This is a genomic window from Candidatus Sericytochromatia bacterium (assembly GCA_035285325.1).
Classification (GTDB): domain Bacteria; phylum Cyanobacteriota; class Sericytochromatia; order S15B-MN24; family JAQBPE01; genus JAYKJB01.
Genome location: JAYKJB010000016.1, coordinates 1 through 24,174 on the forward strand (window position 1 = coordinate 1; position 24,174 = coordinate 24,174).

Consider the following 24,174-nt stretch of genomic DNA (forward strand, 5'->3'; position numbering starts at 1 on the left):
CAAGCGCCCGATGATGGGGGAGGTGGCGGCGCGTTTGGCGGATGAGGCCATCGTGACCTCGGACAATCCGCGTTCGGAAGATGCCGAAGCCATCGCGCAGGAAATTCTGCTCGGAATGAAACAGGCCTCGCCGCGGGTTCAAGTAGACCGTGCTGCGGCCATCACCGATGCAATCCGGCGAGCTGGGGCAGGTGACCTGGTGGTGATTGCCGGCAAGGGCCACGAAACGACTCAAATTTTCAGCGACCGAACCGTTCACTTCGATGACCGGGAAGTGGCTCGCGCCGCCTTGGCGGAGCTGTCTGCCGCGGGCGTTTGAGCGTCCGGCCCCCGCGCCGCCGATTCCATTTGCCGCCTCGGACCTCTCGGACCGGTGGGGGGCATCACCGAATTTTGTGGCATAACGCTGGTAATCTTGTGACGGTTAACGCGTATCGGAGCTGCCATGAGCAACGACCGCCTATCGACGCCAGAGGCATCGAAGGCCCTCGGCATCCCCGTTCACGTCATCTCCTACTGGCTCGGACAAATTCCCTACCCGGCGGAGCAGGACGAGAATGGTGAATGGCGCCTCACCCCTGAGGCGCTATCGGTGCTGCAAACCGTCAAGGAACTCAAAGAGCAAAACCATTCGATGGAGACCATCCGTCGAATGGTGCGGGAACTCGTTGATACGCCCCCGCCCCCTCCGCCCTCGCCCGAGCGGCCATCTTCACGCCATTCGGCCTCGTCCCCGGCGCCACGCCTTGAGAAGCCCGCTGCTCGCTCGGCGCCACTCGAGTCACCGTTGCCTCGAGTGGAATCCCCATCGGGGGGGGCGCCTACCACCCAGGCTCCCGCGGCGCAGGCCGAGTCCACCGCTTCGGCCGCTGCCTCCCGGAAGCCGGCGGCCCCGCGACAGCAGACGGCTGCCGTGCCGCAGAAATCGCCCGCTCCCCTGGCGCCTCCCACCATCCCTGCGGGGGATGCCGGAGCGATCGCCTCTTACGTGGCCCGCGCCGTGGCGGAGGCCGTACGCCAGGAGACGGTGCTTTCCCATCGCTACGCGCACGCCGCTCACCAGATCGGCAAGCTTGAAGCGGAGAACGAGCACCTACGGACGATGCTCAACAATGCCCAGCGCCGCCATCAACGGGAGATGGAGGATGCGCGTCAGCGCATCGCCGACCTGCAGGACCGCCAGCCCGAGCGAAAAGGCTGGGGGGCGTGGTGGACCTGGCTGGCGGCGATCGCCCTGCTCTGAAGCCGACAGGCGACGCGGCGGGCCCAGGGCCAGCACGGCTGGTCTTGCCAGGCGGCTGACCCTCCTGTCAGGGGCGGTTCTTGACGGTGATACGACCGATCTCAGGCGTCACGGTGCCCTTGGCACGAATGTGGTCGATCAGGGCGTCCCGTTGCAGCACGGTGGTGTTTTGCCGCGGGCATCCCGGCAACATGGTGAAGCCGCTGCTTCCATCGGCCATGTAGTCGTTCACGGCCACCCAGTACTTGGCATTCGGGTCGATGGGCTGACCTCCGATGCGGGCATCCTCAATGGGGCCGGCGTTGCGCAGCAACGTATAGCTCGCGTTGGCGATCGCGTGGCGCTTGTGGTCGGTGGGGCGGCGCTGGATGGTCAGCATGTCGATGGCTTGCTTGCCCGTGACCTGCATCAGCACAATCCGGTTGTCGAACGGCAGGGCGTAGAAACAATCCTCGACTTTCAAGCGGCCTTGTGGCAGCGGGTTGCGCGGGGTGCCGCTGCTCATCACCGCGAACGCAGTCTCGGCCTTGAGCTTGCGAGCGGCTGCAAGGCAAGCGTCGGCAATCAGGTTGTTGAGGCTGCTCTCGACATCATTGGTCCCATAACGCTTGAAGACGCCAGTGGCCTCCCCGATTTCCTGCCCGATCGAGCGGTTCACCACCTCCCGGTAAGGCGTGATGATTCGCTCCACGTCCGGTGCCGCCGGCACATTGCCGGTGAGTGGCAACATGGCGTTGACGAGACGGGTGACGCGGCCACGTTCGAGGGTGAGCGTGGCCTGGCCCAGATATCCGCCGCCCATGCCGGACGAGATGATATGCGTGGCGCCTCCCCCGGGCTGGCGAACCACCAGGGGGCGTTTGATCATCACGTGGGTATGTCCCGAGATGATCACATCGATGCCGGGCACGCGCTTGGCGAGCACCTCATCGGTGATTTGCTCAGGTTCCACTTCGTGGTCATGAGCCAGTTCCGTCTCGGGTGCTCGCGTGTCTGATTCGCTCCACGGCGGGGTTGACCCCATGTGCGAGAGCAGAACCACCGCATCGGCTTCCTTGCGCAGTTTGGCGACTGCGGCCGCGGCGGTCTTGACCGGGTCGTAGTAGCGTGCCCCCTGGAAGTTGGGAGCGGAGACCAGGCCGTTCACCTCCGTGATCAGGGCGAACATCCCCACGCGCACCGCGCCGACTTTCTTGACGGCATAGCGGATACCGAGTTCCCGATCGAACGTCATGTTGGTGGTGATCAGTGCCCCCTTGTAGTGCGGCAGCACCGCTTGCAACTGGGTGACGCCGTTGTCGAATTCGTGGTTTCCAATCGTGATGGCATCGAAGCCGGCCGCGTCCATCAGGCGCATTTCGGCTTCTCCCTTGAAAAAATTGAAATAAGGAGTGCCTTGGAGGTAGTCTCCGGAGTCGACGGCCAGCGTGTTGGGAAACCGACTCTTGAAGTCGCGGATGGCGGTCGTCAGACGCCCGAAACCACCCTTCCCGGCATAAAAACTGTAATAAAAGTTTTGCGGAAAAGGGTCGATGCGGGAGTGGATGTCGTTGGTGTACAGCAGGTTGAACTGGACGGTGCCATCCAGCGCCGGGTCACGCGGCAAAACGGCCTGTTGGCCAAGCTCGGGCACGCCCGGCGTGAGCGGAATCTCGCGTTTCTCCGCTTGCTTGGCCCCCCAGGCAGCTGGAACTCGTCCTGCTCCCAGGATGGGGCCCGAAGTCCGGCCACATCCCACGCCCACCAGCGTGAAAGCGGTGGTCATCGCCACGCTGAGAGCCAGGCTCACGCGGCGAACCAGGACCGTCTTGCGCCCCGGTTGCGTGTTCGAATCGGCCGCCATACCCACACACCTTCCCACTGAAGACATGGCCCCACCCGGGGCCCTTGATATTATCTATAGATAGCCCCGTGTTAATCTTGTGTGAAATTGGCAATCTCGAGGACAATTTTGGTTTAAGCCCTGTGCAACGATCTGGTGATGATGAGGGAGGCCTGGCGGAGGCCCTGCGCAATCTCCTTGAAACCATCGGGGTCCGGCCTTCTGGTGGCCCGATTCTGGTGGGATTGAGTGGCGGTTCCGATTCGATGGCGCTGACGTTGGCACTGCGGGAGGCGGGATATTCGCTCCAGGCGGCGCATCTGGATCACGGCTGTGCTCCTTCGTCGGCGCGGGATGCCGACTGGGTTGAGGACTGGTGTCAGCAGCAGAACATCCGTTTGTTTCGCGCACGGATGGCGTTCGACCCGGGGGTCGGCTTCGAGACGCGAGCGCGAGAAGCACGTTTGGCCTGGCTTGCAAATTGCGCCCGGATGCACGGATGTCCGTGGGTGGCGCTCGGCCACCAGCGTGAGGACCAGGCCGAAACCCTGATCTTCCGCCTGGCGCGGGGCACGGGCCCGGAGGGGCTGCGGGGCATCCTCCCCGTGCGGCCGCTCGCGGAGGGCGTTCAGCTCTTGCATCCGCTGCTCGGATTTTCTCGCGATCGCCTGCAGCATTATTTATCCGCGGCCGGTCACACCTGGTTGTCCGACCCCAGCAATGACTGGCGCGAACGCAGCCGGAATCGGATCCGCCATGAGGTGTTACCGGCGTTGAGGCAGATTCATCCCGAGGCCGTTGCGAAGGTGGCCGAACTGGCCGCCTTGGTGCGGGAGGAGGAGGCAGAGGCCGCTGGACGGACGGCGCGCTGGCTCTCGTACTGTGTCGAGCCACTTGATTCGGAGACCTTTCTGCTGGATCGACTGGCTTGGCTGAGGCTATCGCCCCTCGAGCGTGCCCGAGCCTTGCGGTTCCTCTCCGCCCGCGCCGCGGGGCGCGTGTTGGGTCGCGAGGCGCTGCGGCGCGCGGAATGGGCTTTTCAGCAGGGGCTCCGAGCAGACCTCGGTGGTGGCTGGTCGCTGTCGGCGTGTCGAGAGGGCTTGCTCCTGGCCAGGCAGTCAGGTGATTCCCTCTCGATACCTTTCTCCCCGGAGGTTGAATGGCAGCCGACGGAGCGATGGGGCTGGCGGGTGCGTCGCATCCTAGAGCCGTCCGCGGCGTCCACAGGGCTTGGCCTGCGCTTGGCAGCGACCACCGCCAGCGGGGCTGAATTGGCGTGGCGGAGTGCTCGCCCGGATGAAGACCAGTTCTGTCCGGGTCAGGGGCGGCGCCTGCGTCGTCTGAAGCACTGGTTGACCCGACGGGGGATTCCGCGCTACCGGCAGGCACACTTGCTGGTGCTGGCCGAAGGGAGTCGGGTGCTGTGGGTGGTCGGGTATGCCGTTGCCTGGTCGGAAGGCTCCCCGGCAGCGGCTGCGGATTGCTTTGAAATGCAGGCGACACCCTGTTTTCAGGTTTGACATTCACCTGGGGGTTGGCTAAGATTCTGAGGCGATCGCCGGCGTTTGCGCCGGCGTGCGGTGTTCTGAGGAGAGGCCTGTTGAGCAAAATTTTTAAAAACGCTGGGGTGTATTTTCTATTCATCCTGCTCGGGGCTTCTTTCCTCCTCTCGGTTTTCTTCAACAAGCCGGAAGAGACGACCAAGCCCGACTATAGCTCCTTCCTTCGTCAGGTGGAGGCGCGCGAGGTTCTCAGTGTCGAGCTCTCGAGCACGTCGAATCAGGTGCGCTACAAGACCAAGGATGGGGAACGCAGCGTCTTCGTGCCGGAAGACCCCCAACTCATCCCGACCTTGAAGGCCCGCAACATTCCGATCGTGGTCAAGGCCCCGGACCAATCGAGCTGGTGGGCCTCGGTCATCTCCAGCATCCTGCTGCCCGTGCTCATCATCGTGGGCTTGTGGATCTTCATGCTGCGTCAGGCCCAGTCCGGCTCCAGTCAGGCCATGAGCTTCGGCAAGAGCCGCGCCAAGATGATGGTGGAGAACAAGACCAGGGTCACCTTTGCCGACGTGGCCGGTGTGGAGGAAGCGAAGGTCGAATTGGCGGAAATTGTCGACTTCCTGAAGGCGCCTGAGAAGTATCAGGCCCTCGGTGCGCACATCCCCAAGGGCGTGCTGCTGGTGGGACCGCCCGGAACGGGCAAGACCTTGCTGGCTCGGGCGGTGGCGGGCGAAGCTGGGGTGCCGTTTTTCAATATTTCGGGCTCTGACTTTGTCGAGATGTTCGTGGGCGTCGGCGCGAGCCGCGTGCGCGATCTGTTCGAGCAGGCGAAGAAGCATTCACCGTGCATCGTTTTCGTGGATGAAATCGATGCCGTGGGGCGTCAACGCGGCGCGGGCATGGGCGGCGGCCACGACGAACGTGAGCAGACCTTGAACCAGCTGCTGGTCGAGATGGATGGCTTTGAGGCCAATGTGAGCGTCGTGGTGATCGCCGCCACCAACCGTCCAGACATTCTCGACTCGGCCTTGCTGCGACCGGGTCGGTTTGACCGCCAGGTGGTCGTGGATGCGCCAGATGTGGCCGGACGGGAGCAGATCCTCAAGGTCCACACGAAGAACAAACCGCTCGGCAACGACGTGGACCTGAAGATTCTGGCGCGTCGTACGCCTGGTTTTACAGGCGCTGACCTCATGAACCTGTCCAACGAGGCGGCCTTGATTGCCGCGCGCCACGACCGCAAGGAAGTCTCCATGTCGGACTGCGAAGCGGCGATCGACCGCGTTATTGCTGGTCCAGAGCGCAAGAGCCGACTGATCTCGGATCAGGAAAAGAAGGTGATTGCTTTCCACGAGGTGGGGCACGCGCTGATCGCCAAGCTGCTGCCGAACTGCGACCCCCTCCACAAGGTGACGATCGTGTCGCGTGGCATGGCGCTGGGCCTCACCATGACCCTTCCCACCGAAGACCGGGTGTTGACCAGCCGTTCCCAGATGATGGACCGCATCACCATGATGCTGGGAGGTCGGGTGGCGGAAGCCCTGGCGTTCAACGAGATCACCACGGGGGCCAGCAACGACCTCGAACGGGCCACCGGGTTGGCCCGGCGGATGGTCACGGAGTTTGGTATGAGTGATCAGGTGGGGCCCGTGACCTTTGGAAAGCGGCACGAGCACATCTTTCTGGGGCGAGATTTTGGCGAGGACCGAAACTTCTCCAATGAGATTGCCAGTCTGATCGATCACGAGATCAAGGCGATTGTGCAGGACTGCTACCAACGTGCGCAGACGCTGTTGACCCAGCATCGGGAGCAATTGGATCTGATTAGCTACGAACTGATGGCGCGGGAAACCTTGGACGCCGATGAATTCGACGACCTGTTCAACCGCGGTTCCGAGGCCGTTCAGGGCGTAGCCGTCTGACCGTATGCGCGTGAGAGGACGCCGGACAGGGGCGTCCTTGGATGCGAGCGACGCTGCGAATGACCGACGGGCCTTAGAGCGTCAGTCGCTCAGGCGTGATGGCGACTCGCCCGTTCTGGTCGACATCGACGCGGACCCAGTGGTGGAATCCACCGCGATGGGTTGGGAGGGAGGGGCGTGCGCCTCCTCCCCCGGTGGTCACCAGGCGAATGCCCTTCCTCGTCTCGCTTCCGAAAAAGCGCAGATGGCCACCAAAGACGCTGTGGACGCGATGTTTCGCAAACAACGCCAGCAATCGGCGGACCTGGGTGCGGTCCTGCATCGCTAGGCTCTTGCCGGGGCGGATGTCCACCAGGGGCCGATTGGCAAACACAAAGATGTTGCGAGCTCCGCTCCGTCGACCTTCTGCCAGGGTCGTGGAAAGCCACTTTTCCTGGGAGGGTGACAGCACGCCTGACCCGTTTGCGATGGTCACGAAGCGGTCCGGTCCCACACGAAAACTGAACTGGGGCTCGCCGAAGTGTTGTGACCACGCCTTCAGCCCACCGTTTCGCTCCTCTGCTTCGCCCGGCAGGCAATAGGTCGGAAACTTGAAGGTGCTCAGATTTTGGCGAAACTCGGCCAATTTCGCCGCTTCTGGCTCGCGAACTCCATCGCCCAAGTGCATCAGAAACAGGGTATTGCGTGCGGCGATCCCTCGGGCCAGGCGATTGAACACCGCTTCCCCTGGAAGGGGTGCGTAAGTGCTGGCGATCACCCCGAAACGATAGGCACCGGTGACATTTGGACGCGCTCCCCAGCTTTGGCGCTCGCCGGGTTGCAGGGTCACCGAAGCCGTGATCGGCGACCCGTCACGACTCGTGCCAATGACCACCCCTTCGGGTGTTGAAACGAAGGATCCTGCCAGGCAGTTTTCCCAGCGGAGGTGCCACGTGAAGAATCCGCGACTCTTGCCGTTGTCGATCGCCACGGACACTTCGGGGCTATTGGCCCAGATGCGCAGGCGGTCATGGGCCAGTTGTTCGCTGCTGCCCTCCGCCGTGGAGATGGCAGCCGTCTCCGCGAAGACCTGTGTGGGAGACAGCCCGAACGCCAGGGCCACAAGCAGCAGGGTCGTGACGCGGACCATGGACTTGGCCGGCGGGCGCACGGGGGACCTGGACCTCTCCGGTGATGGGGGCCGAACGGCTGAGTTCGGGGCGGACGTGGCGTGACAAGTGACGCGCAAGGGAAGGGCTTTCCTCTCCTGGAAGGCCCCCATTCTATCACCACTCCGATGAGTCAGCCGGTGATCTGATCCATGGCCCTGCCCGATCAGGGGGCCAATGCTTTCTGTGCGTTGATGCGCCCCCAACCGAAGCGTTCGTCAAACCCTTTGGCACCGAGGTCGTCTGCGGAGCGTTCGATGCGTACCTTCACCTGAGGCGCCGTCAACTGGGGATAGGCGGAGCGGACCAGCGCGGCGAGCCCCGCGACGAATGGGGCAGCCATGCTGGTGCCGTCCATGAGGTCCTGGTTGCGCGACTTGCCCTCGTTTCGGTTCACGCTCACCGTTTGGGTTGGCAATGTCGACAGGATGGCGACCCCCGGTGCCGCGACGGAGATCCAGGAGCCGTAATTGGAGAAATCGGCCAGGCGGTCCGCATCGTCCGTCGCCCCGACGGCCATCACGCCCGGGTATCCGGCTGGGTATTCCTGGGCATTTTCTCCCTCATTGCCCATGGCGGCCACCACCAGCACGTCCTTGCTTTGGGCGTATCGCACGGCCTCCATGAGCGCTCGTGACCCCCCCGTGCCGCCCAGGCTCATGTTGACCACCTTGGCTCCGTGGTTGACCGCCCAGATGAGGCCCGCCACGATATCCCCGGTGTCACCCTTCCCCTCGTGATTCAGCACCTTGACCGGCATGATCCGGCAAGCAGGCGCCACGCCGTAGACGCCCCTGCCATCCATCCGGTTGGCGGCTATCACGCCGGCCACGTGGGTGCCGTGGCCGTGGTCGTCCTGCGGGCCCGTGCTTCCGCCAATCAGGCTCGTGCCAGGAACAATGGTCCCAGCCAGGTCGGGGTGCATGGCGTCTACCCCGGTGTCGATCACGGCGACGGTGACCGCTGGGTGGCCCGAGTGTGCGTTCCAGACGGCTGGCAGGCTAATCTTACCCAGCCCCCACAAATCGCCGAAAGGGCTCAGGGCTGAGGCGCCCACGGCGCTGAGGCTCCGTCGGATGCTGGCAGCCCTGCGGGTTGCGGGACGATTCGGCAGGCTGTAGAGATAATCTGGCTCAACGAAGTCGACGGCTGGATGACCTTGGAGCTTGCCGATGGCCGCCTCCGCTGTCAGCTGCGAGGGCAGGGCCAGCACGCCCAGGGCAAGGGTCCCGATTTCGCGCTGAGAGGTCAGCGAAAAGCGCTGGTGCAAGGAGCGAATGGCACTGCTGCTGGCTGACGCTTTGTAGCGAATCACCAACCGGTTGGCGTAGCGCGGGGCCGAGGCCGCGCTGGTCGAGATGGTACGGATTGGCGCACTTGCGGCATGCGGCGAGGTGGCGATGGGGTGGTTGCCGCAACCCGACAGCAGCCAGGAGGAGCCCAGCGAGATGCAAATGGCGCGGCGCAAGGACAACCTCCTTTCCAGGGACTTGGGGGCAGACCGACCTGGTCAGGCCACCACTGACTCAAGCTGGTTATAGGGAGCTCCGCTTCAAAGTTGAGGTAAGGTTGGTTTAAACCCTGGTGTTGAACTTCGATGGTAGTGAAAACACTTATGGAGAGTTAAATCGAAATTAAGCCAGGTCGGGAAGGCCTGTCCGTGGCCTATAAAGGGAAGAGGAACTTGGAGCACCGCACCGCGGTTCAAGTTGCTGGCCGAGGCGTTCGGCCTTCTCCCGCGCACTGGAGCATCGGTTCATGCGTGTCAGGATGAAGATCGCACACAAGTTGGGGGGCACCTTTGCCGCGTTGACCCTTGTCATCGTGGCCTTGGTGACGGTGATCGTGTCCGTGGTGGTGGCCAACAAGCTCAAGGCCGAAGCGTTCAAGCGCCTGAACAACGACCTGGACGTCACCCTCCACACGTTCGCTTACTTTTCAAACGATGCCTTGAAGACCGCCAGCATGCTGGCTGAGAATCCAACCCTGGTCACCGACCTCTCGCAGCGCGAGTCCGCGCGGGTGGCGCTGGTGTCTCATCATTTGCATGGCCTCGCCCAGGACTCCATCGTCAGCGTTTACGACCGGGAGGGGCGCGTGCTCTATGACGGCGGAGACGTCGCCACGCTGCATAACCCCCGGCGGCATCCGGCCGCGCTGGGGCTGGCGCTGGCAGGTGAACCCTCCAAAGGGGTCTGCGTGCTACCGACCGGGGCGCTGGCCATCGAGGCCACGGTTCCTGTCGTGCGCGGTCAGACGATCGTTGGCGCTGTCCGGGTCGGAACCAAACTGGACAACCGCTTCGTCGACCAGCTGAAGGGCATCACTGGGATCGAAGTCGGTATCGCAGAGGGCGTGGAGGTCGGCATCGCCGAAGGGAACTCCCTCAAGGCGCGCTGGCTGGCGCAGACCATCGAACTATCGCCGGGACAGCGAGTCCAGGGCGAGGTTCCCACCGACCTGGTTCGTGAGGCACGCCAGCAGGCTGAACCCGTCAGGCGCACCGTCGTGATCGGGGGTAAGGAATTTTTGGCCGCGATGGCGCCGCTCTATGGTCCCCTGGGCGACTTCGTCGGGACTCTGTTCGTGGCTGAGCCCAGCACGCCCTTGCTGCAGGCAGTCCAGGACACGGTCGGAATGATCGTGGCAACCGCCCTGAGTCTTGGCCTGCTGGGGGCCTTGGCGGTCAAGTCTCTGGCGAAGGCCATCACGGAACCGATCCGGCAGCTCGCGCAGCAGAGTCATGACATCGCCAAAGGCCACCTGGACCGGCGGGTCGAGATCAGCAGCGGGGATGAACTGGAGCAACTTTCTCACAGCTTCAACAAGATGTGTGATGCCTTGGTCGAGATGCAGTTCCGCGACCAGAACGCCAATCCGCTGACCAAATTGCCCGGCAATCTCATGATCGAGTCGGAGGTCAACCGGCGTATCGGGGCCGGGGAAGGCCTGGCCGTGCTGTACCTTGACCTGGATCATTTCAAGGCTTTCAACGATAAATATGGATTCGAGCAGGGCGACCGCGTGCTGCGCTTGACGGCAGACATCCTCAAGAGCATTTGTGGCGAGAACGCCCCTCACAATGCGACCTTCACCGGACACATCGGCGGCGACGACTTCATTGTGGTGTGTCGCCTCGAGCGGGCCGAGGAACTTTGCCAGCTGGTGTGCTCGGAGTTCGATCGCCGCATCAAGGAGCTGTATCCGACCGAGGATCGCGACCGTGGTTACATCGTGAGCGTGGACCGGCAAGGCAAACGTCAGCAATTTCCGCTGTGCTCCGTCTCGATCGCCTGGGTGGACAACGAGGCCCGCGCGATCGCCGACTTCCTGGAGCTCTCAAGCCTGGCGGCTGACGTGAAGAAGTATGCCAAGAGCCTCGCTGGCAGTTCCTACGCGCGCGATCGCCGTGGGGACCGCGACGCCGCCTTCTTGAAGGACTGGTAACGCCGTCAGAGGGCGAGCCTCGGGCGGGTCAGGCCTGGTCCCGTGCGTGCAGGTGCGCGGGGGGATGGGTCGCTTCCACGGCGCTGAAGTTTTCCAGAATCCGATAGCGATGCAGGGCCCCGCGCGGCACCACCCAGGAATCGCCTGGCGAAAGGTGCAGGTGCTGGCCCTCCACCTCGAGTTCGGCCTCTCCCGCCAGCACATAGCCGACCGTCTCGTAGTCACGTCGGCTGTATGGCTTCTCGAAGCCTGCTTGCTCCTGTTCCCACAGTCGCATCGCGATCCCGACTCCTGAAGCCAGATATTTCTGACCGTGTTCGCCGCGAGGCGAATAGGCGGCACAGACTTTGGTCACGCTGGTGTCTGCCATGGGGCGTCTCCTTCTCCCGACACCTCTCATCGTGGGGAACGGCACGACGTGACACAAGCATCGAGCCTCCGTTTGGGCACATCGTTTCCCCGGATGGGTACAAAAAATAGGTGACGCGGCGTTCCGTTTTTACCAGAGGGGCGTTCTGGAAGCTGGTATTACCTGGCCTCCTGCTGTGCGGCTTGGCGGCGTGCGCAGCCTCTCGGCAGACCGCCTCTTCGCAGGCCGAATCGCTGGGCGGTGTCCTGCCAGGCTTGGATGAGGTCAGGCAGGCCCGTTTTGCGATGGGCAAGACCAAGTTTGCCAGGCCATTCAGCCCGCAAACGGGTCTGGGCCCTTTGTTCAACGACAATTCGTGCCTGGCCTGTCACGGGGATGGCGCCTCTGGGGGCCACTCCGAGCGCACGGTGTTGTTGGCGGGCGCCATGCTGAATGGTGGACCGAGCCTGCTCGAGCACGTCGGTGGTCCGATGATCCAGGACAAGGTCCTCACCGGCTTCGCGCCCGAACGGGTGCCGGCCGAGGCGACGGCTCTGACCCGACGCATCTCACCACCCGTCTGGGGGCTCGGCCTGATCGAAGCCATTCCGAAGGAGGCCATCCTCGCTCAGATGCGGCCCGACGAAACCAAGCGGGCGTTGGGCATTCGCGGGCTGGCCAACTGGGAAAAGGGGGAGTTGGGGCGGTTCGGCTGGAAGGCCCAGAAGTCCAGTGTGGTGACCTTCACCGAGCAGGCCTTCAGTTGGGAACTGGGGATCTCCACGCCGGGGCGCTTGGAGGAACCGGTGCCCAACGCGCCGCCCCGACAGGTCGCCAAGCCTGATATCTCCCGCGCCGAATTCGAAGATGTGGTGGCCTACCAGCGGTACCTCGGAGCGCCGCCCCGGGGAGAGGTCTCCTGGAAGGCCCAGCGTGGTGAGACGCTGTTTTCCGGGGTCGGGTGCGTCCATTGCCACGTTCCCAGCCACACCACGGGGCCCAATGCCTGGGGCATTCCCACGGGGCTGACGGTCGAACTGTATTCTGACCTGCTGTTACATCAGATGGATGAAGCCTTGGCCGATCACATGGTCCAGGGGGCCGCGACCGGTCAGATGTTTCGCACCCCACCGCTCTGGGGCCTGCGCCTGCGGAAGCGCTTTCTTCACGATGGTCGGACGACGGACCTGGCCGAGGCGGTTGCGCTCCACGGCGGCGAGGCGGCGCAGGTGGTGGCTAACTGGCGTCGCTTGTCGGATGACGAAAAACGAAGTTTGGAGACTTTCCTGCGGACGCTGTAGCAGGCGCTCTTCGGTGAGAGCGCCGTTTTTGGGGACATGCCAGCACCACGCTCAAGCGAGTGGCGTGCGCGTTTCCTTCAGCACCCAGTTGGCGTAAGCGGCAGACACGTGGGTAGGCTCGACCACGAGCAATTCCGGGACCTCGTAGGGATGCGCCTCCTGCAGATGGGTCAGCAAGGCGTCGAGCCGATCATCCGCCGACTTGAACAGCAGCAAGCATTCCTCATCGCTGATCAGTTCGCCCTGCCACCAGTAGGTGCTGGTCACCGGTAGGCGGCTGCAGCAGGCAGCCAAGCGACGTTCCAGTGCTCCACGCGCCAAGTCATCTGCGACGGAACCAGGGCAAGTCGTCAGCAAGACCTTCACGGCGCCTCCCCAGTGAACCAGGTCCGGCTATTCGTCAGACCGTCGCGGAGGCGCCAGCCAGCGCGTAATTCTGAAAGACATAACCCGTGCCGCGGGCCGTCAGGATGAGTTCCGGCGACGAGGGGTCGTCCTCCAATTTGCTGCGCAAGCGGGAAATGTGCACGTCGACGACGCGTGTGTCGCTGTACTGACTGAGTCGATATCCCCACACCTGATGCAAAATTTCGCTGCGGCTGTAAGCGCGGCCCGGATTGGTCGCCAGTAACTCCAACAGATTGAATTCCATCTCGGTGAGTTTGACCTTCTCGCCGGCTTTGAACACCTGCCGCTTGCCGGTGTCGATGGTCAGGCGTTCCACCTGAATCAGCGTTTGCTTGGCCTGGTCCGTCTGGGTCCGACGCAGCACGGCCTTGATCCGGGCTTCCAGTTCCCGCGGACTGAAAGGCTTCACCACGTAATCATCGGCTCCCAGTTCGAGGGCGGCGATGCGGTCGGTGATGTCTCCCTTGGCCGTCAACATGATGATGGGCGTGGTCATGTTTTTGCGGAGTTCGCGGCAGACCTCGAATCCATCCATCTTGGGCATCATCACATCCAGCACAATCAAGCTGGGGTTGTGGGTCGCCGCCTGTTCCAGGGCCTCGACGCCGTCCGCCGCAGTCAGCACCTCGTAACCCGCCAGTTTCAGGCGCGTTTCCACGATCTGACGAATGCTGGCTTCATCGTCGATGACGAGAATTTTTTGCCTGTCCATGTCACACCTTTGGTGGGTTAAAAACCAGCTTCCACACCCAATTCCGGCCCGGCTGAGCGGATGGTGGAATTGCCCTCCCAGCCTCGCCACCGGAGGGCGACGGCCGTGAACGGGATCAAGCTTATCTTGGCCCCGACCGAATAGGGAAGCGCCAAGCTGTTGTTGATCCAGGCTGCGCCCGCTTGAGCCTCGAACGCGAACGGCAGCAGGAAGGGGGCAAAGCGACCTGTCACGGACGCCATGGGGCCCAGGGCCGTCTGAGTGGGGCCGCCGAGCCCAGCAACGCCGACTCCGGGCATGATGGATATCATCGGAATGGGAGACACATTTTTGCGGACTTGCAACGCCAACCAGTGGTCCGGCGTGGTGCTGAGACGCCGCCAGAAATGGCCCGCGACGCCCCAGCCGAACGCGTCTGCCGAGCCCCAGAGCGACCCTGCCAGGCCGTCTGAGGGCGCATGGATGCCGGCCCCAGCCGCGACCGTGACCCCCATCAGGGCATGGGCCGGTTTAACCGGCAGGAGCAGGCTTCCTGCCAGAACCAGGGCGAAGAGACTGGTTCGGGAGGCGCGGCGCGAGCAGATCATCGAGGAACTCCTTTGCGGCAAGGGCCGTGGCAGCTTGGTCTTGTTGGTCGACCGCGAGCGCGGGACCGGTTCGTCCATCGGCAGTCCGGGACCATATGATAGACCCTCGATTTGCGTCCAGCAAGCGCAGGGCCACGACCAGCTCACAGCCGACGACCGGGTCCGCCCGTCGAAAGGCCAGAACCTGTCCCGTGAGCAGGGCATCCACGTGGTGTTGCGCCCCCAGGCGTCTGGCCTGGTGGATGCCGAGGAGCCCCACATCGGGGCCTTGGCCGGCGATCGCCACGACCGCGAAGGGACCGAACGCCTGTCGCAGTTCATCGGCAAACCCCGCGGCCACCCGGGCACCCATCCCCTGAAAGGTGGCATCGGCAAAGTCCACCACGGCCAGTCGGTTCAGCCCCCATTGACTCACGCGCGTGTTGGCGTGGGGGTGAAAGGGCAGGACGCGCAGCCACCAGCAGCCGCTCAAGAGCAGTGGCAGCGCCACTGCGCAGGCGGCCCGAAAGCCCGTGCGACCCAGGAACCCAGAGCCTCGTGAGGTGATCATCCTCGCCCTCTTCCCGTCACGTGCGCCGGATCACCTCGATCGGATCAAGGCGTATCGCTCGCCAGGCCGGCATGAGGCTGGCCACCGGACTGAGCGCCAGCGTGGCGAGGCCGACCAGCAGAAAGTCTCGCGGCTGCATATCGACCGGCAGGCGGGAGAGAAAATAAACTTCCCCCGCCAATTTGAGGGGAAACCAGTGAAGCAGGGTGGAAAGCAGCACGCCTCCCAACGAACCGAGCATGACGCCCGTGGCGCTGATCAGGGTGCCGAGCAGCACAAACAGGCGCCCCGTGTCCCTGGCAGGGGTGCCTAGCGCTCTCAGCAGGGCGATTTCCCGGTTTTTTTCGATCACCCACATGGCCATCGTACTGCCGATTCCCATCATGGCGACGAGCACGATGAACAGGATCACGATAAAGATCACCACCCGCTCCAGGAACATGGCATCCAGCAGGGGGCGATTCTGGTCCATCCAGGGGCTCGCTGCCAGTTGGGTTTTCCGGGTCACATCAGACGCCACGGCTTTCGCGGCGAACGCGTCGTCCAGGGTCAGGCCGAGGCCCGAGACGGTTGGTCCAAAGCCCAGGGCCCGACGCGCGACGTCGAGTTTCAGGAAGGCGATGTGGGCGTCGAACTCATACAGGCCACTCTCGAAGAGACCCACCACGGTCAGGGGATGTCGTTTCCCCACGCCGGTGAGCAGGTCAACCCGGTCCCCCAGGGTCAAGCCCAGCTTGCGCGCCACCGCGGTGCCCAGCACCACCCCCGGTCCCATCGTCTGGATGCCCAGGTCACCCTGGACCATGTAGCGACGCCAGGCTGGGTGGCGGGCCTCCTGAACCGGGTCGACCCCGCGCACCAGAACGCCCACCGTGCGATGGGCCTCGGTCGTCATCAATCCCTGCCCCTGCACGAAAGGGGACACGGCCCGCACGCCGGGGATCGCGCGCAGGCGCTCGGCTTCCTTCTCGTAGGCAGGCAGCCGTCCCCCCAGTGGCTCATACACCGAGACGTGCGGGGCTGTGCCCAGCAGGCGTTCGACCAGGTCCTTTTCAAAACCGTTGGTCAGGGACAGGGCGGTCGTGAGAATGGCGACACCCAGGCTGACCGAAGCCACCAGCAAGGTGCTTTGCCAGGGACGGGAGCGCAGTTGGCGAAGCGCCAGAAACAGGAGGTAGCCCACGCGATGACCGTCCCTCGGAATCAGTAGCGTTCCAGGCGAATCGGCAGTTTGCGGGCCGGGTCTCCCATGTGAACGGTGTCAATGAAGCGCACGAAGCGGGTCGAGGCGCCCATCACGATCGAGTAGGTCCGGGCACCGGCCCCGAAGAAGCGCACGCCTTTGAGGATCTCGCCATCGGTGATGCCGGTGGCGGCAAACAGAATTTCCTGACCCGGCGCCAGGTCTTGGGTGGTGTAGACCTTGTCCAGGTCGATGCCCATCGCCCGCGCCCGTTCCGCCTCGTGTTCGTTGCGCGGCCGGATGATGGCCTGGATCTCCCCCCCCAGGCAGCGCATGGCTGCGGCGGTCAACACGCCCTCCGGGGCTCCTCCGATGCCCATGACGGCGTGAACACCCGAGCCGGCGATCGCCGCAGCCAGGCCACCCGTCACATCACCATCGCCGATCAACCGGATGCGCGCGCCGGCGTCCCTCACCTGCGACATCAACTCGGCGTGCCGTGGCCGATCCAGAATGACCACCGTGAGGTCGGAAATTTCCCGGTTGAGGGACATCGCGATGATGGCCAGATTCGATTTCACAGGCGCCGTGATGTCCACCTTGCCGGCCGCCGAGGGGCCGACGATCAGCTTCTCCATGTACGTGTCAGGGGCGTGCAGCAGGCCCCCCGCCTCCGCCATGGCCATCACGGCGATGGAGTTGTTGGCACCGGTGGCCACCAGGTTGGTGCCTTCCAGCGGATCCACCGCGATGTCGACCTTGAAGGCGCCTTCGCCCGCACGGCCCACCTTTTCGCCGATGTACAGCATCGGGGCCTCGTCGCGTTCGCCTTCGCCAATCACGATGGTGCCGTCGATGTCGAGGTTGTTGAAGGCCAGCCGCATGGCCTCGACGGCCTCATGGTCCGCACCGTCGCGGTCGCCGCGGCCCATCAGGCGGCTGGCTCCGAGAGCCGCTGCCTCCACCACCTGCACCACGTCCAGGGCCAGGGCACGCTCCATGCCCACGTTGACCGTGCTTTGTTTGTTGCTCGACACAGAAGGGTTGGGCATCGCGTTTCGGCTCCTTGACCGTGCATCAGCCGCGCCATTGCGGCAGAGGGATCCACCTGACAGGCGCGAGAGGGGGCTGGCCGTTCACGCGGGGGCGTTTGCACGCACGATTCAGGGTATCGGACGGAGGTCCAGGCCTGCAGGGGGTTCGGGTGACGCCTGGCCCAGCAGCACGGGGATGCGTTCGATCACGTCTGTCGCCAACAAGCTTACCATGCCCGCGTCTCGGGCGAGGTCGGCTGCTCGCCCGTGCATCCAGGCGGCGGTGGCGGCGGCCTCGAACGGCTCCAGCCCGCGGCCCAGCAGGCCTCCGAGCAGGCCTGCCAACACATCGCCGCTGCCCGCCGTGGCCAGCAGGGGAGAGCCGGTGGCGTTGATGCTGTAACTACCGTCCGGACGGGCAATGACCGTGCGCGCGCCTTTGAGCAGCACCACTGCGCGCTGCCGACGGGCGGTCTCCAGGGCCAGGCGCAGCCGGTTTTTCTGGACCTCGTCGGCGCGGGCGCCCGCCATGCGGGCCAGCTCGCCGGGGTGAGGGGTCAGCACCACCGGGGCCTGGCGATGCGGCAGGACCTCCTCACCTCGCGGCAGGGCGTCTGCGTCCAGCACCACGGGACCCTCATATTCACGCAGCAGCGTATGTACCAGTTCCTTGACCCGGTTGGACTGGCCCAGCCCGGGCCCGATCACCACCGCCCGACAGCGCTTGAGCTGGGGCTCCAGGACGGCCACGGCTTCAGGCCCCAGGCTGGCGTCCAGTTCCGGCAGGGGCAGGACGATCGCCTCGGGCAACCCGGTGGCCACGGCATCGCGCTGGCCGGCCGGAACCCCCACGTAGGCCAGGCCAATGCCCGCCCTGGCGGCCGCTTTGGCGGCCAGCACGGCGGCCCCCGTCATCGTCTTGGAACCAGCGATGACCAGCACGGTGCCCATGTTGCCCTTGTGCGCATCCGGATCCGGTCGTGGCAAGGGCACGGGCAGGTTCAGGCGTCCAGGAATCTGCTCCGCCATGGTGGGCGGAAAGCCGATGTCCGCCAGCCACAGCTGGCCGATGCGCAGCAGGGCCTGGTCGGTCATCAGCCCGGTTTTCAGCAAGCCCAGGGTGATCGTGTGGGTCGCCCGAACGCAAGCCCCCAGGGTCTCCCCGCTGTCGGCATTCAAGCCACTGGGAACGTCCACGGAAATCACGGCTCGCCAGGGGCTGCGGTTGATCCAGTCGATCGCCAGGGTGGCGTCACTTTTGAGCGTGCGGTTCAGGCCGATGCCGAAAAGGGCATCCACCAGGACCCATTCCGGCCCGAACGTTTCGGCCCCGGCAAAGGAGCGCGCCTGCAAGCCTCGACGCGCCAGCCAGGCCATCTGGCGGGTCGCCAGCTCGCCGAGGGAACTGCCCACGGTCATGACCCGCACCTGGCGACCACGGTCGAGCAGCACGCGGGCCACCGCGAGCCCGTCCGCGCCATTGTTGCCCGTTCCTGCGAGCACCAGCACGGGCGAGTGGGGGAATTGGCGATCGATGAAATTGGCGATGCTCAGCGCGGCGCGCTCCATCAACGCCAGGGCTGGGAATCCCCACTCGTCGATGAGTTTGCGCTCCAGAGTTTGAATCTGTTCAACCGTGCCAATGGCGGGCACGAGCTCGGATGCCATGGTCGAAGCCCCTGAGGGAACGGGTCATGACCGGTATAGCACGCTGAGAAGCGCCCCGCCGTGCTAGATGCCACGGCGGAGCCGGCTAGCCGAGATCGAACGTCCCGGCCTGGCCCGTCAGTTCGTGGGAGCAGGTCCTCCCGCGGCAGAGCCTGTTCCGGAGACGCTGGAGCTCAGGAACCTTTGCGCCGGCGGGTCAGACGCCAGCCGACAAACCCAGCGCCGAACAGCGCAAAGGCCAGGCCGTCGTCGCTGCTGCCCTGGCTGCTCCGCACCGGGTTCCCGAAACAGCCAAATCCGCCCGAACCGGACGATTTGGCCGAGCCAGCGGGTCTGGCGGGCCCCAGCGTGCCCATGCCCACACCGGGCGCCCCGATGTCGCTGCCGGCGGCTGCCGCGTCCGCGCGGATGGCCGCGTTCATCTTTCCGAGGATCGATTGCACCTGGGGCATCACGTTGCTGATCAGCGCGGCCGCCCCGACGGTCGAGAATTGCTCCACGCGCAAGGCCGCCGGCATGGGCGCGGGCGAGGACAGGGGCGTGTTGCCGCGCAAGAAGCCGCCCTGCACGATGAACTTGAGCCCATTTTTCAAGGTCAGTTCGACGGGGGCCGTCATTGGATTGTATGCCTTGCTGCAAAGACGCGTGCCCGTGGCCACATGCTGGTTGGAGACGTCGCCCGCATCCGGGTTCAGCACGAAGGTCGGGTCCTGGGTCATTTCCTCCGGGGACATCGTGGTGTACAGGCGGGTCAGGTAGGGATGTGCTTTCAGCATGGCCTGAATGTCGCGTGCCGGAGCCACCACGGTGTCTTCAAGTTCTTTGAGGACCTTGGGACCATTGATGCTCAGTTGGGCCTTCTGGATGACCGCCCGATGATCCTCGATCTGATAATAAAATTCGTCATCCGTCAGGTTTGTCAGCGCCGGAGGTTTGGGCAGGTGTCGACGCAAGAAGGCCATCTGCTGGTCCCGATCGCCGCCAAAGGATGGGGCGGGGGCGATGCCAATCGTGGGGCGTTGCTTCAGAAAGTACTGGCCATTGCCCAGCACCTTGCGGGTGAATTCCACCGGGTCGGTGGTTTCCGAAAGTTCCCTGGCGAAGGTCGCCAGCGGGGCCGGGTCGAAACGACTGGCCTCGACGATGCTGCTCTTGCCGGCATAGTCCGTCACGAAGGCCTGCCCACCCGCTTCGTTCATGGCCTCGGTCACGACCTCGGAATAGTTGCCGCCGCCGCTGGTCCAGTCGATGCGCGCCTCGTTGATCTCCGCGTGTTTGAAGTTGTCGGGCACGGCACGATGCTGAGCGAACAGCCAGACATAGACGCCCATGTCGGGCGTGGCCGCCACCCCTGTCAGGCGGATCGGAATGCCGGGCTTGGTGGCGGCGTAGGTGAAGGCGATCGGCTGCATGTCGCCCACCTCGCGGTCCTTGCGCAGCTTCAGGGCGATGAAGTAGTACTTGCCGGCCACGTAGGGGTCGAGCAAGGGGTCGATTTTCTCCGGCAGCACGTAGCCGTTGTCCGTCAGCCACGACTTGAGGGCGGAGGAGTCATTCGCCTGCAGCACCGCCGTGTCGAAGGGGCCCACCGGGGCTTCCGAGACGACGTTCACGGGGGCGGCCGGGGCAGGTGCACGTGCTGCGACAGCCCCCCGGGTCATCATCATGGTCTCGTCACATTCGCCCAGGGTTTTGGTGATGTTGACCTGGAAGCGCGGTTGGGTCGCATCGCGAAGCATCTGAAATAGCTGCTCGGAGCCGACCCGCAGGGTGGGTTTGGTGGGCGTCGGCACGATCCAGGAGAAGTCCTTTGCTGCGCCCTGATACTGGATCTGCACGTGGGTGGTGACTTGCTGGCCGTCGAAGGCAAAGATGATTCGCTCGCCAGCCTGCTCGACCGGTATCCGCTGACAAAACAGCCCGCCGCAGGCGTGGGCGGGCGGGACGGAGATGGCGAGGGGCAGCACGGACAGGCAGGCCGCAGCCAGGCAGGTCTGAAAACGCACGTTCGTTTCTCCTTAGAATGCTTCTCTGTTGCTTCTTACCTCAGCCGGCCTTTGCTAACCGGTTTTTTGGCATCATCTACAAAAAAAGACACGCGCCGAAGCGCGTGTCTGTTATGCGGGGGGCGTCTTTTCAGGTGCGGGCCTTGCCCTGGAACACCACGCCGCGAGAAGGGTCCATCGTGACCATGGCGCCGTCCGGCAGGTCCTGCCAGTTGGCAACCTCCAGCAACAGGGGGATTCCCAGCTGCAGGCAGACGATCGCCGCGTGCGAGGTGAGCCCGCCCATCTCGACGATCACGCCGGCCGCGCGGCGCATGGCCGGCACGTGGTCCTTGGTGGTTTCGCTCGCCACCATGATGTCGCCCGGCTGGATCTTCTCGTCGGCTTCGGCCGCCGAGCGTACCAAGCGCGCGATGCCCTGGACCGGCTTCTTGCCGAGCCCCTGACCCCGCGCGATGACGGTGCTGGCCATTTCCACCTTGATGAAGTTGGTGTTGCCCGGCACCCCGATCGGGAAGCCGGCTGTCACGACGACCAGTTCGCCATCCTGCACCAGGCCCTCGCGTTGCAGCAGGGCCATGGCGTTGTGGACCATCTCCTCGTCATTCAACGCGTGGGGAACCAGGCGTGGAATCACGCCCCAGGTGAGCGCCAGCTTGCGGCAGATCTCGTCGTTGGCCGCCAGCGCCACGATCGGCGCCAGCGGACGGTAACGGGCCACCATGCGGGCAGATGAACCCGACGCGGTGGCCGTGATGATCGAGGCGGCTCCGAGCTTGTCCGACAGCTGGGCTGTCGCCAGGCTGATGGCGTCCACCACCGGCGCGCCGGGGCGCAGGTCCCGTTCGCGCTTGTGCGCGAGGGCGGCCCGTTCGGCTTCCCGCACGATCCGCACCATGGTCTCCACCGCTTCGATCGGGTAGGCGCCCGCAGCGGTCTCGTTCGACAGCATCACGGCGTCCGTTCCGTCGAGCACGGCGTTGGCCACGTCGGAGGCCTCGGCCCGGGTCGGGCGCGGGTTGTGGATCATCGAGTCGAGCATCTGGGTGGCCGTGATGACCGGCTTGCCGATCGCATTGCAGTGGGCAATGATGCGCTTCTGCGCCATCGGAACCTCTTCCGGCGCGGTCTCCACGCCGAGGTCGCCCCGGGCCACCATCACGCCGTCCGAGACGGCTGCGATGTCGCTGATCTGTTCCACCGCATCGCGGCGTTCAATCTTGGAAATCACGTGGGCCCGGGAGCCCTGCGCCGCCAGGAAGTCCTTGATGCGCAGCACGTCCGAGGCTTGCTGCACGAACGAGGCGGCCACGAAGTCAACGCCCATCTGGGCCCCAAAAACGAGGTCTTCGCGGTCCTTGTCCGTCAGCACGTCCACGTCCATGACGACGGACGGGAAGTTGACGCCCTTGTTGGGACGGAGTGGGCCTCCCACCACCACCTCGCAATGGAGGCCTTCAGGGGTGGTTTCCAGCACCTTCAGTTCCAGCAGGCCATCGTCCATGAGCACCATGGCCCCGACGGGCACGTCCTTTTCCAGGTTTTCATAGGACACGCTGGCGCCATTCGCATCGGCCACCCGCTCCTTGCTCTGCAGGAAGAAACGGGTCCCCGGCACCAGGGTGACCTGGCCACCTTCCACCTGACCAATGCGGATCTTGGGTCCCTGGATGTCTTGCAGGATCGCCACAAAGCGACCCAGTTCCGCGGCGATGGCCCGGATGTGGTGGATGCGCTTCTCGTGGTCGGCATGGGTGCCGTGCGAGAAGTTCAGCCGGAACACATCCACACCTGCCAGGACCAGCTTGCGGATGATTTCGGGGTCACTGGAGGAGGGTCCCAGCGTGGCCACGATCTTGGCTCGCTTGAGCCCGGCTCGCGCACCAGTCAGAAATTCCGGCGAGAGAGGGCCGGTGATGGCATTAGGCATGAATCACGCTCTCAGACTGCTTGCGCAGGTTGTAGAAGGCTGCCGTCCCGGGATACTGGCTGCTGTCACCCAGTTCTTCCTGGATGCGCAGGAGCTGGTTGTACTTCGCGATGCGGTCCGAACGAGAGGCCGAGCCGGTCTTGATGAAGCCACAGTTGGTGGCCACCGCGATGTCCGCGATGGTGGAATCTTCGGTCTCGCCGGAGCGATGCGATAGCACGGCCGTGTAGCCGGCCCGCTTCGCCATCTCGACCGCTTCCAGCGTTTCCGTCAGGGTGCCGATCTGATTGACCTTCACCAGGATGCTGTTGGCCGTGGCCTGCGCGATGCCCTTCGAGAGGCGGGTCGGGTTGGTGACGAACAGGTCATCGCCGACCAGCTGGACCCGTTGCCCCAGCTTGCGCGTCAGGGCCGCCCAGCCGTCCCAGTCGTCCTCGGCCAGGCCGTCCTCGATCGAGACGATCGGGAAGGCGTCACACAGCGAGGCCAGGTAGTCGACCATCTCGCTCGGACTCAGCACGCGGCCCTCACCCTCCAGATGGTAGTTGCCGTCCTTGTAAAACTCCGTGGCGGCCACGTCGAGGCCCAGCATGATGTCCTTGCCGGGGTGATAGCCGGCTGATTCAATCGCCTCACAGATGGTCTGAAGCGCCTCGGTCGGGGTCGCAATGTCCGGGGCGAAGCCGCCTTCATCGCCCACGGCCGTATTGAGCCCCCGACTCTTGAGCAACTTCTTCAGGTGGTGGAAGATCTCGGCCCCGGCTCGCAGCGCTTCCGCGAAGTCCTTGGCGGCGACGGGCAGGATCATGAATTCCTGGAAGTCGATGGTGTTGTCAGCGTGCGCCCCGCCATTCAGGATGTTCATCATCGGCACCGGCAACGTGCGTGCCGACACCCCGCCCAGGTAGCGGTACAGCGGCAGTTCGAGCTGGTTGGCGGCGGCCTTCGCCACGGCCAGCGACACCGCCAGAATGGCGTTGGCACCCAGCTTGGCCTTGTTGGGCGTGCCGTCGAGGCGGAGCATGTGGGTGTCGATGCCCACCTGGTCGAGGGCATCCATCCCGATCAGTTCGTCGGCAATGACTTCGTTGACGTTGTCGACGGCTTGCGTGACGCCCTTCCCGAGGTAGCGGGTGCCGCCGTCGCGAAGCTCGACCGCCTCATGGGCGCCCGTGCTGGCGCCGGAGGGCACGGCGGCCCGGCCGACAGCGCCACCCTGCAAAAAGACGTCCACCTCAACGGTGGGGTTGCCCCGGGAATCAAGGATTTCGCGGGCGTAAATCTCTTCGATGATCGTACTCATCGTGCTTGCTCCTTCCGCTTGGCGATCGCGCGATCGTTGCTTGTGGCCATCAGTGTACC

At 64.4% G+C, this 24,174-nt stretch carries 20 protein-coding genes; 6 read left to right on the top strand and 14 right to left on the bottom strand.

Annotated features, from left to right (window positions below; all coding sequences use genetic code 11):
- Together VKP62_02335 and VKP62_02340 are read left to right on the top strand one after the other, a co-directional pair.
- Positions 1 to 319 (top strand): UDP-N-acetylmuramoyl-L-alanyl-D-glutamate--2,6-diaminopimelate ligase (locus VKP62_02335; GenBank protein MEB3196018.1); only part of this gene is annotated, 319 nt, incomplete at its 5' end.
- A gap of 126 nt (positions 320 to 445) precedes the next feature.
- A complete protein-coding gene (locus VKP62_02340; GenBank protein MEB3196019.1) occupies positions 446 to 1,243 on the top strand; it encodes a MerR family transcriptional regulator in 798 nt (265 codons plus the stop codon).
- Between the two features lie 67 nt (positions 1,244 to 1,310).
- On the opposite strand, the gene VKP62_02345 is transcribed toward VKP62_02340, so the two are convergent.
- Entirely contained in the window at positions 1,311 to 3,086 is a 1,776-nt protein-coding gene (locus VKP62_02345) for a bifunctional UDP-sugar hydrolase/5'-nucleotidase (GenBank protein ID MEB3196020.1), read from the bottom strand.
- 122 nt (positions 3,087 to 3,208) lie between these two features.
- Between VKP62_02345 and tilS the strand changes: the two genes are divergently transcribed.
- Together tilS and ftsH are read left to right on the top strand one after the other, a co-directional pair.
- Positions 3,209 to 4,585: a tRNA lysidine(34) synthetase TilS gene (tilS, locus tag VKP62_02350; protein MEB3196021.1), complete on the top strand. Its 1,377-nt coding sequence runs from the start codon at positions 3,209 to 3,211 to the stop codon at positions 4,583 to 4,585.
- Positions 4,586 to 4,665: 80 nt separating this feature from the next.
- Positions 4,666 to 6,489: an ATP-dependent zinc metalloprotease FtsH gene (ftsH, locus tag VKP62_02355; protein ID MEB3196022.1), complete on the top strand. Its 1,824-nt coding sequence runs from the start codon at positions 4,666 to 4,668 to the stop codon at positions 6,487 to 6,489.
- 73 nt (positions 6,490 to 6,562) lie between these two features.
- On the opposite strand, the gene VKP62_02360 is transcribed toward ftsH, so the two are convergent.
- On the bottom strand, positions 6,563 to 7,639 hold the full coding sequence (locus tag VKP62_02360) for a hypothetical protein (protein MEB3196023.1): 1,077 nt from the start codon (positions 7,637 to 7,639) through the stop codon (positions 6,563 to 6,565).
- Positions 7,640 to 7,803: 164 nt separating this feature from the next.
- Entirely contained in the window at positions 7,804 to 9,105 is a 1,302-nt protein-coding gene (locus VKP62_02365; GenBank protein MEB3196024.1) for a S8 family peptidase, read from the bottom strand.
- A gap of 290 nt (positions 9,106 to 9,395) precedes the next feature.
- On the opposite strand from VKP62_02365, the gene VKP62_02370 reads away from it, so the two are divergent.
- The gene (locus VKP62_02370; protein ID MEB3196025.1) at positions 9,396 to 11,084 is read left to right on the top strand and encodes a HAMP domain-containing protein; all 1,689 of its coding nucleotides are present in this window, start codon (positions 9,396 to 9,398) and stop codon (positions 11,082 to 11,084) included.
- 28 nt (positions 11,085 to 11,112) lie between these two features.
- Here the strand turns inward: VKP62_02370 and VKP62_02375 are convergent, their stop codons facing one another.
- Positions 11,113 to 11,454 (bottom strand): cupin domain-containing protein, encoded by a 342-nt coding sequence (locus tag VKP62_02375; GenBank protein ID MEB3196026.1) that lies wholly within the window; start codon positions 11,452 to 11,454, stop codon positions 11,113 to 11,115.
- 254 nt (positions 11,455 to 11,708) lie between these two features.
- On the opposite strand from VKP62_02375, the gene VKP62_02380 reads away from it, so the two are divergent.
- Positions 11,709 to 12,734, top strand: a complete 1,026-nt coding sequence (locus VKP62_02380; protein ID MEB3196027.1) for a di-heme oxidoredictase family protein — start codon at positions 11,709 to 11,711, stop codon at positions 12,732 to 12,734.
- A 51-nt stretch (positions 12,735 to 12,785) separates the two neighbouring features.
- On the opposite strand, the gene cutA is transcribed toward VKP62_02380, so the two are convergent.
- From cutA to eno, 10 genes are all read right to left on the bottom strand, one after another.
- On the bottom strand, positions 12,786 to 13,100 hold the full coding sequence (gene cutA, locus VKP62_02385; protein ID MEB3196028.1) for a divalent-cation tolerance protein CutA: 315 nt from the start codon (positions 13,098 to 13,100) through the stop codon (positions 12,786 to 12,788).
- Positions 13,101 to 13,134: 34 nt separating this feature from the next.
- Positions 13,135 to 13,854 (bottom strand): response regulator, encoded by a 720-nt coding sequence (locus VKP62_02390; GenBank protein MEB3196029.1) that lies wholly within the window; start codon positions 13,852 to 13,854, stop codon positions 13,135 to 13,137.
- Between the two features lie 17 nt (positions 13,855 to 13,871).
- The gene (locus tag VKP62_02395; GenBank protein ID MEB3196030.1) at positions 13,872 to 14,441 is read right to left on the bottom strand and encodes a hypothetical protein; all 570 of its coding nucleotides are present in this window, start codon (positions 14,439 to 14,441) and stop codon (positions 13,872 to 13,874) included.
- Complete coding sequence (locus tag VKP62_02400) at positions 14,365 to 14,991, bottom strand: hypothetical protein (GenBank protein MEB3196031.1); 627 nt, start codon at positions 14,989 to 14,991, stop codon at positions 14,365 to 14,367. The genes VKP62_02395 and VKP62_02400 overlap by 77 nt, the downstream gene beginning before the upstream one ends.
- A gap of 16 nt (positions 14,992 to 15,007) precedes the next feature.
- On the bottom strand, positions 15,008 to 16,174 hold the full coding sequence (locus VKP62_02405; GenBank protein MEB3196032.1) for an ABC transporter permease: 1,167 nt from the start codon (positions 16,172 to 16,174) through the stop codon (positions 15,008 to 15,010).
- Between the two features lie 20 nt (positions 16,175 to 16,194).
- On the bottom strand, positions 16,195 to 17,181 hold the full coding sequence (gene glpX / locus VKP62_02410; GenBank protein ID MEB3196033.1) for a class II fructose-bisphosphatase: 987 nt from the start codon (positions 17,179 to 17,181) through the stop codon (positions 16,195 to 16,197).
- Between the two features lie 156 nt (positions 17,182 to 17,337).
- Positions 17,338 to 18,876, bottom strand: a complete 1,539-nt coding sequence (locus VKP62_02415; GenBank protein MEB3196034.1) for an NAD(P)H-hydrate dehydratase — start codon at positions 18,874 to 18,876, stop codon at positions 17,338 to 17,340.
- A 173-nt stretch (positions 18,877 to 19,049) separates the two neighbouring features.
- Positions 19,050 to 20,882, bottom strand: a complete 1,833-nt coding sequence (locus tag VKP62_02420) for a DUF2330 domain-containing protein (protein MEB3196035.1) — start codon at positions 20,880 to 20,882, stop codon at positions 19,050 to 19,052.
- A gap of 130 nt (positions 20,883 to 21,012) precedes the next feature.
- Positions 21,013 to 22,812 (bottom strand): pyruvate kinase, encoded by a 1,800-nt coding sequence (pyk, locus tag VKP62_02425; GenBank protein MEB3196036.1) that lies wholly within the window; start codon positions 22,810 to 22,812, stop codon positions 21,013 to 21,015.
- Positions 22,805 to 24,115 carry a phosphopyruvate hydratase gene (gene eno, locus VKP62_02430; GenBank protein MEB3196037.1) on the bottom strand — a complete coding sequence of 437 codons (1,311 nt, stop codon included), beginning with the start codon at positions 24,113 to 24,115 and terminating at the stop codon, positions 22,805 to 22,807. Before eno ends, pyk begins: the two co-directional genes overlap by 8 nt.
- Between the last annotated feature and the right edge of the window lie 59 nt (positions 24,116 to 24,174).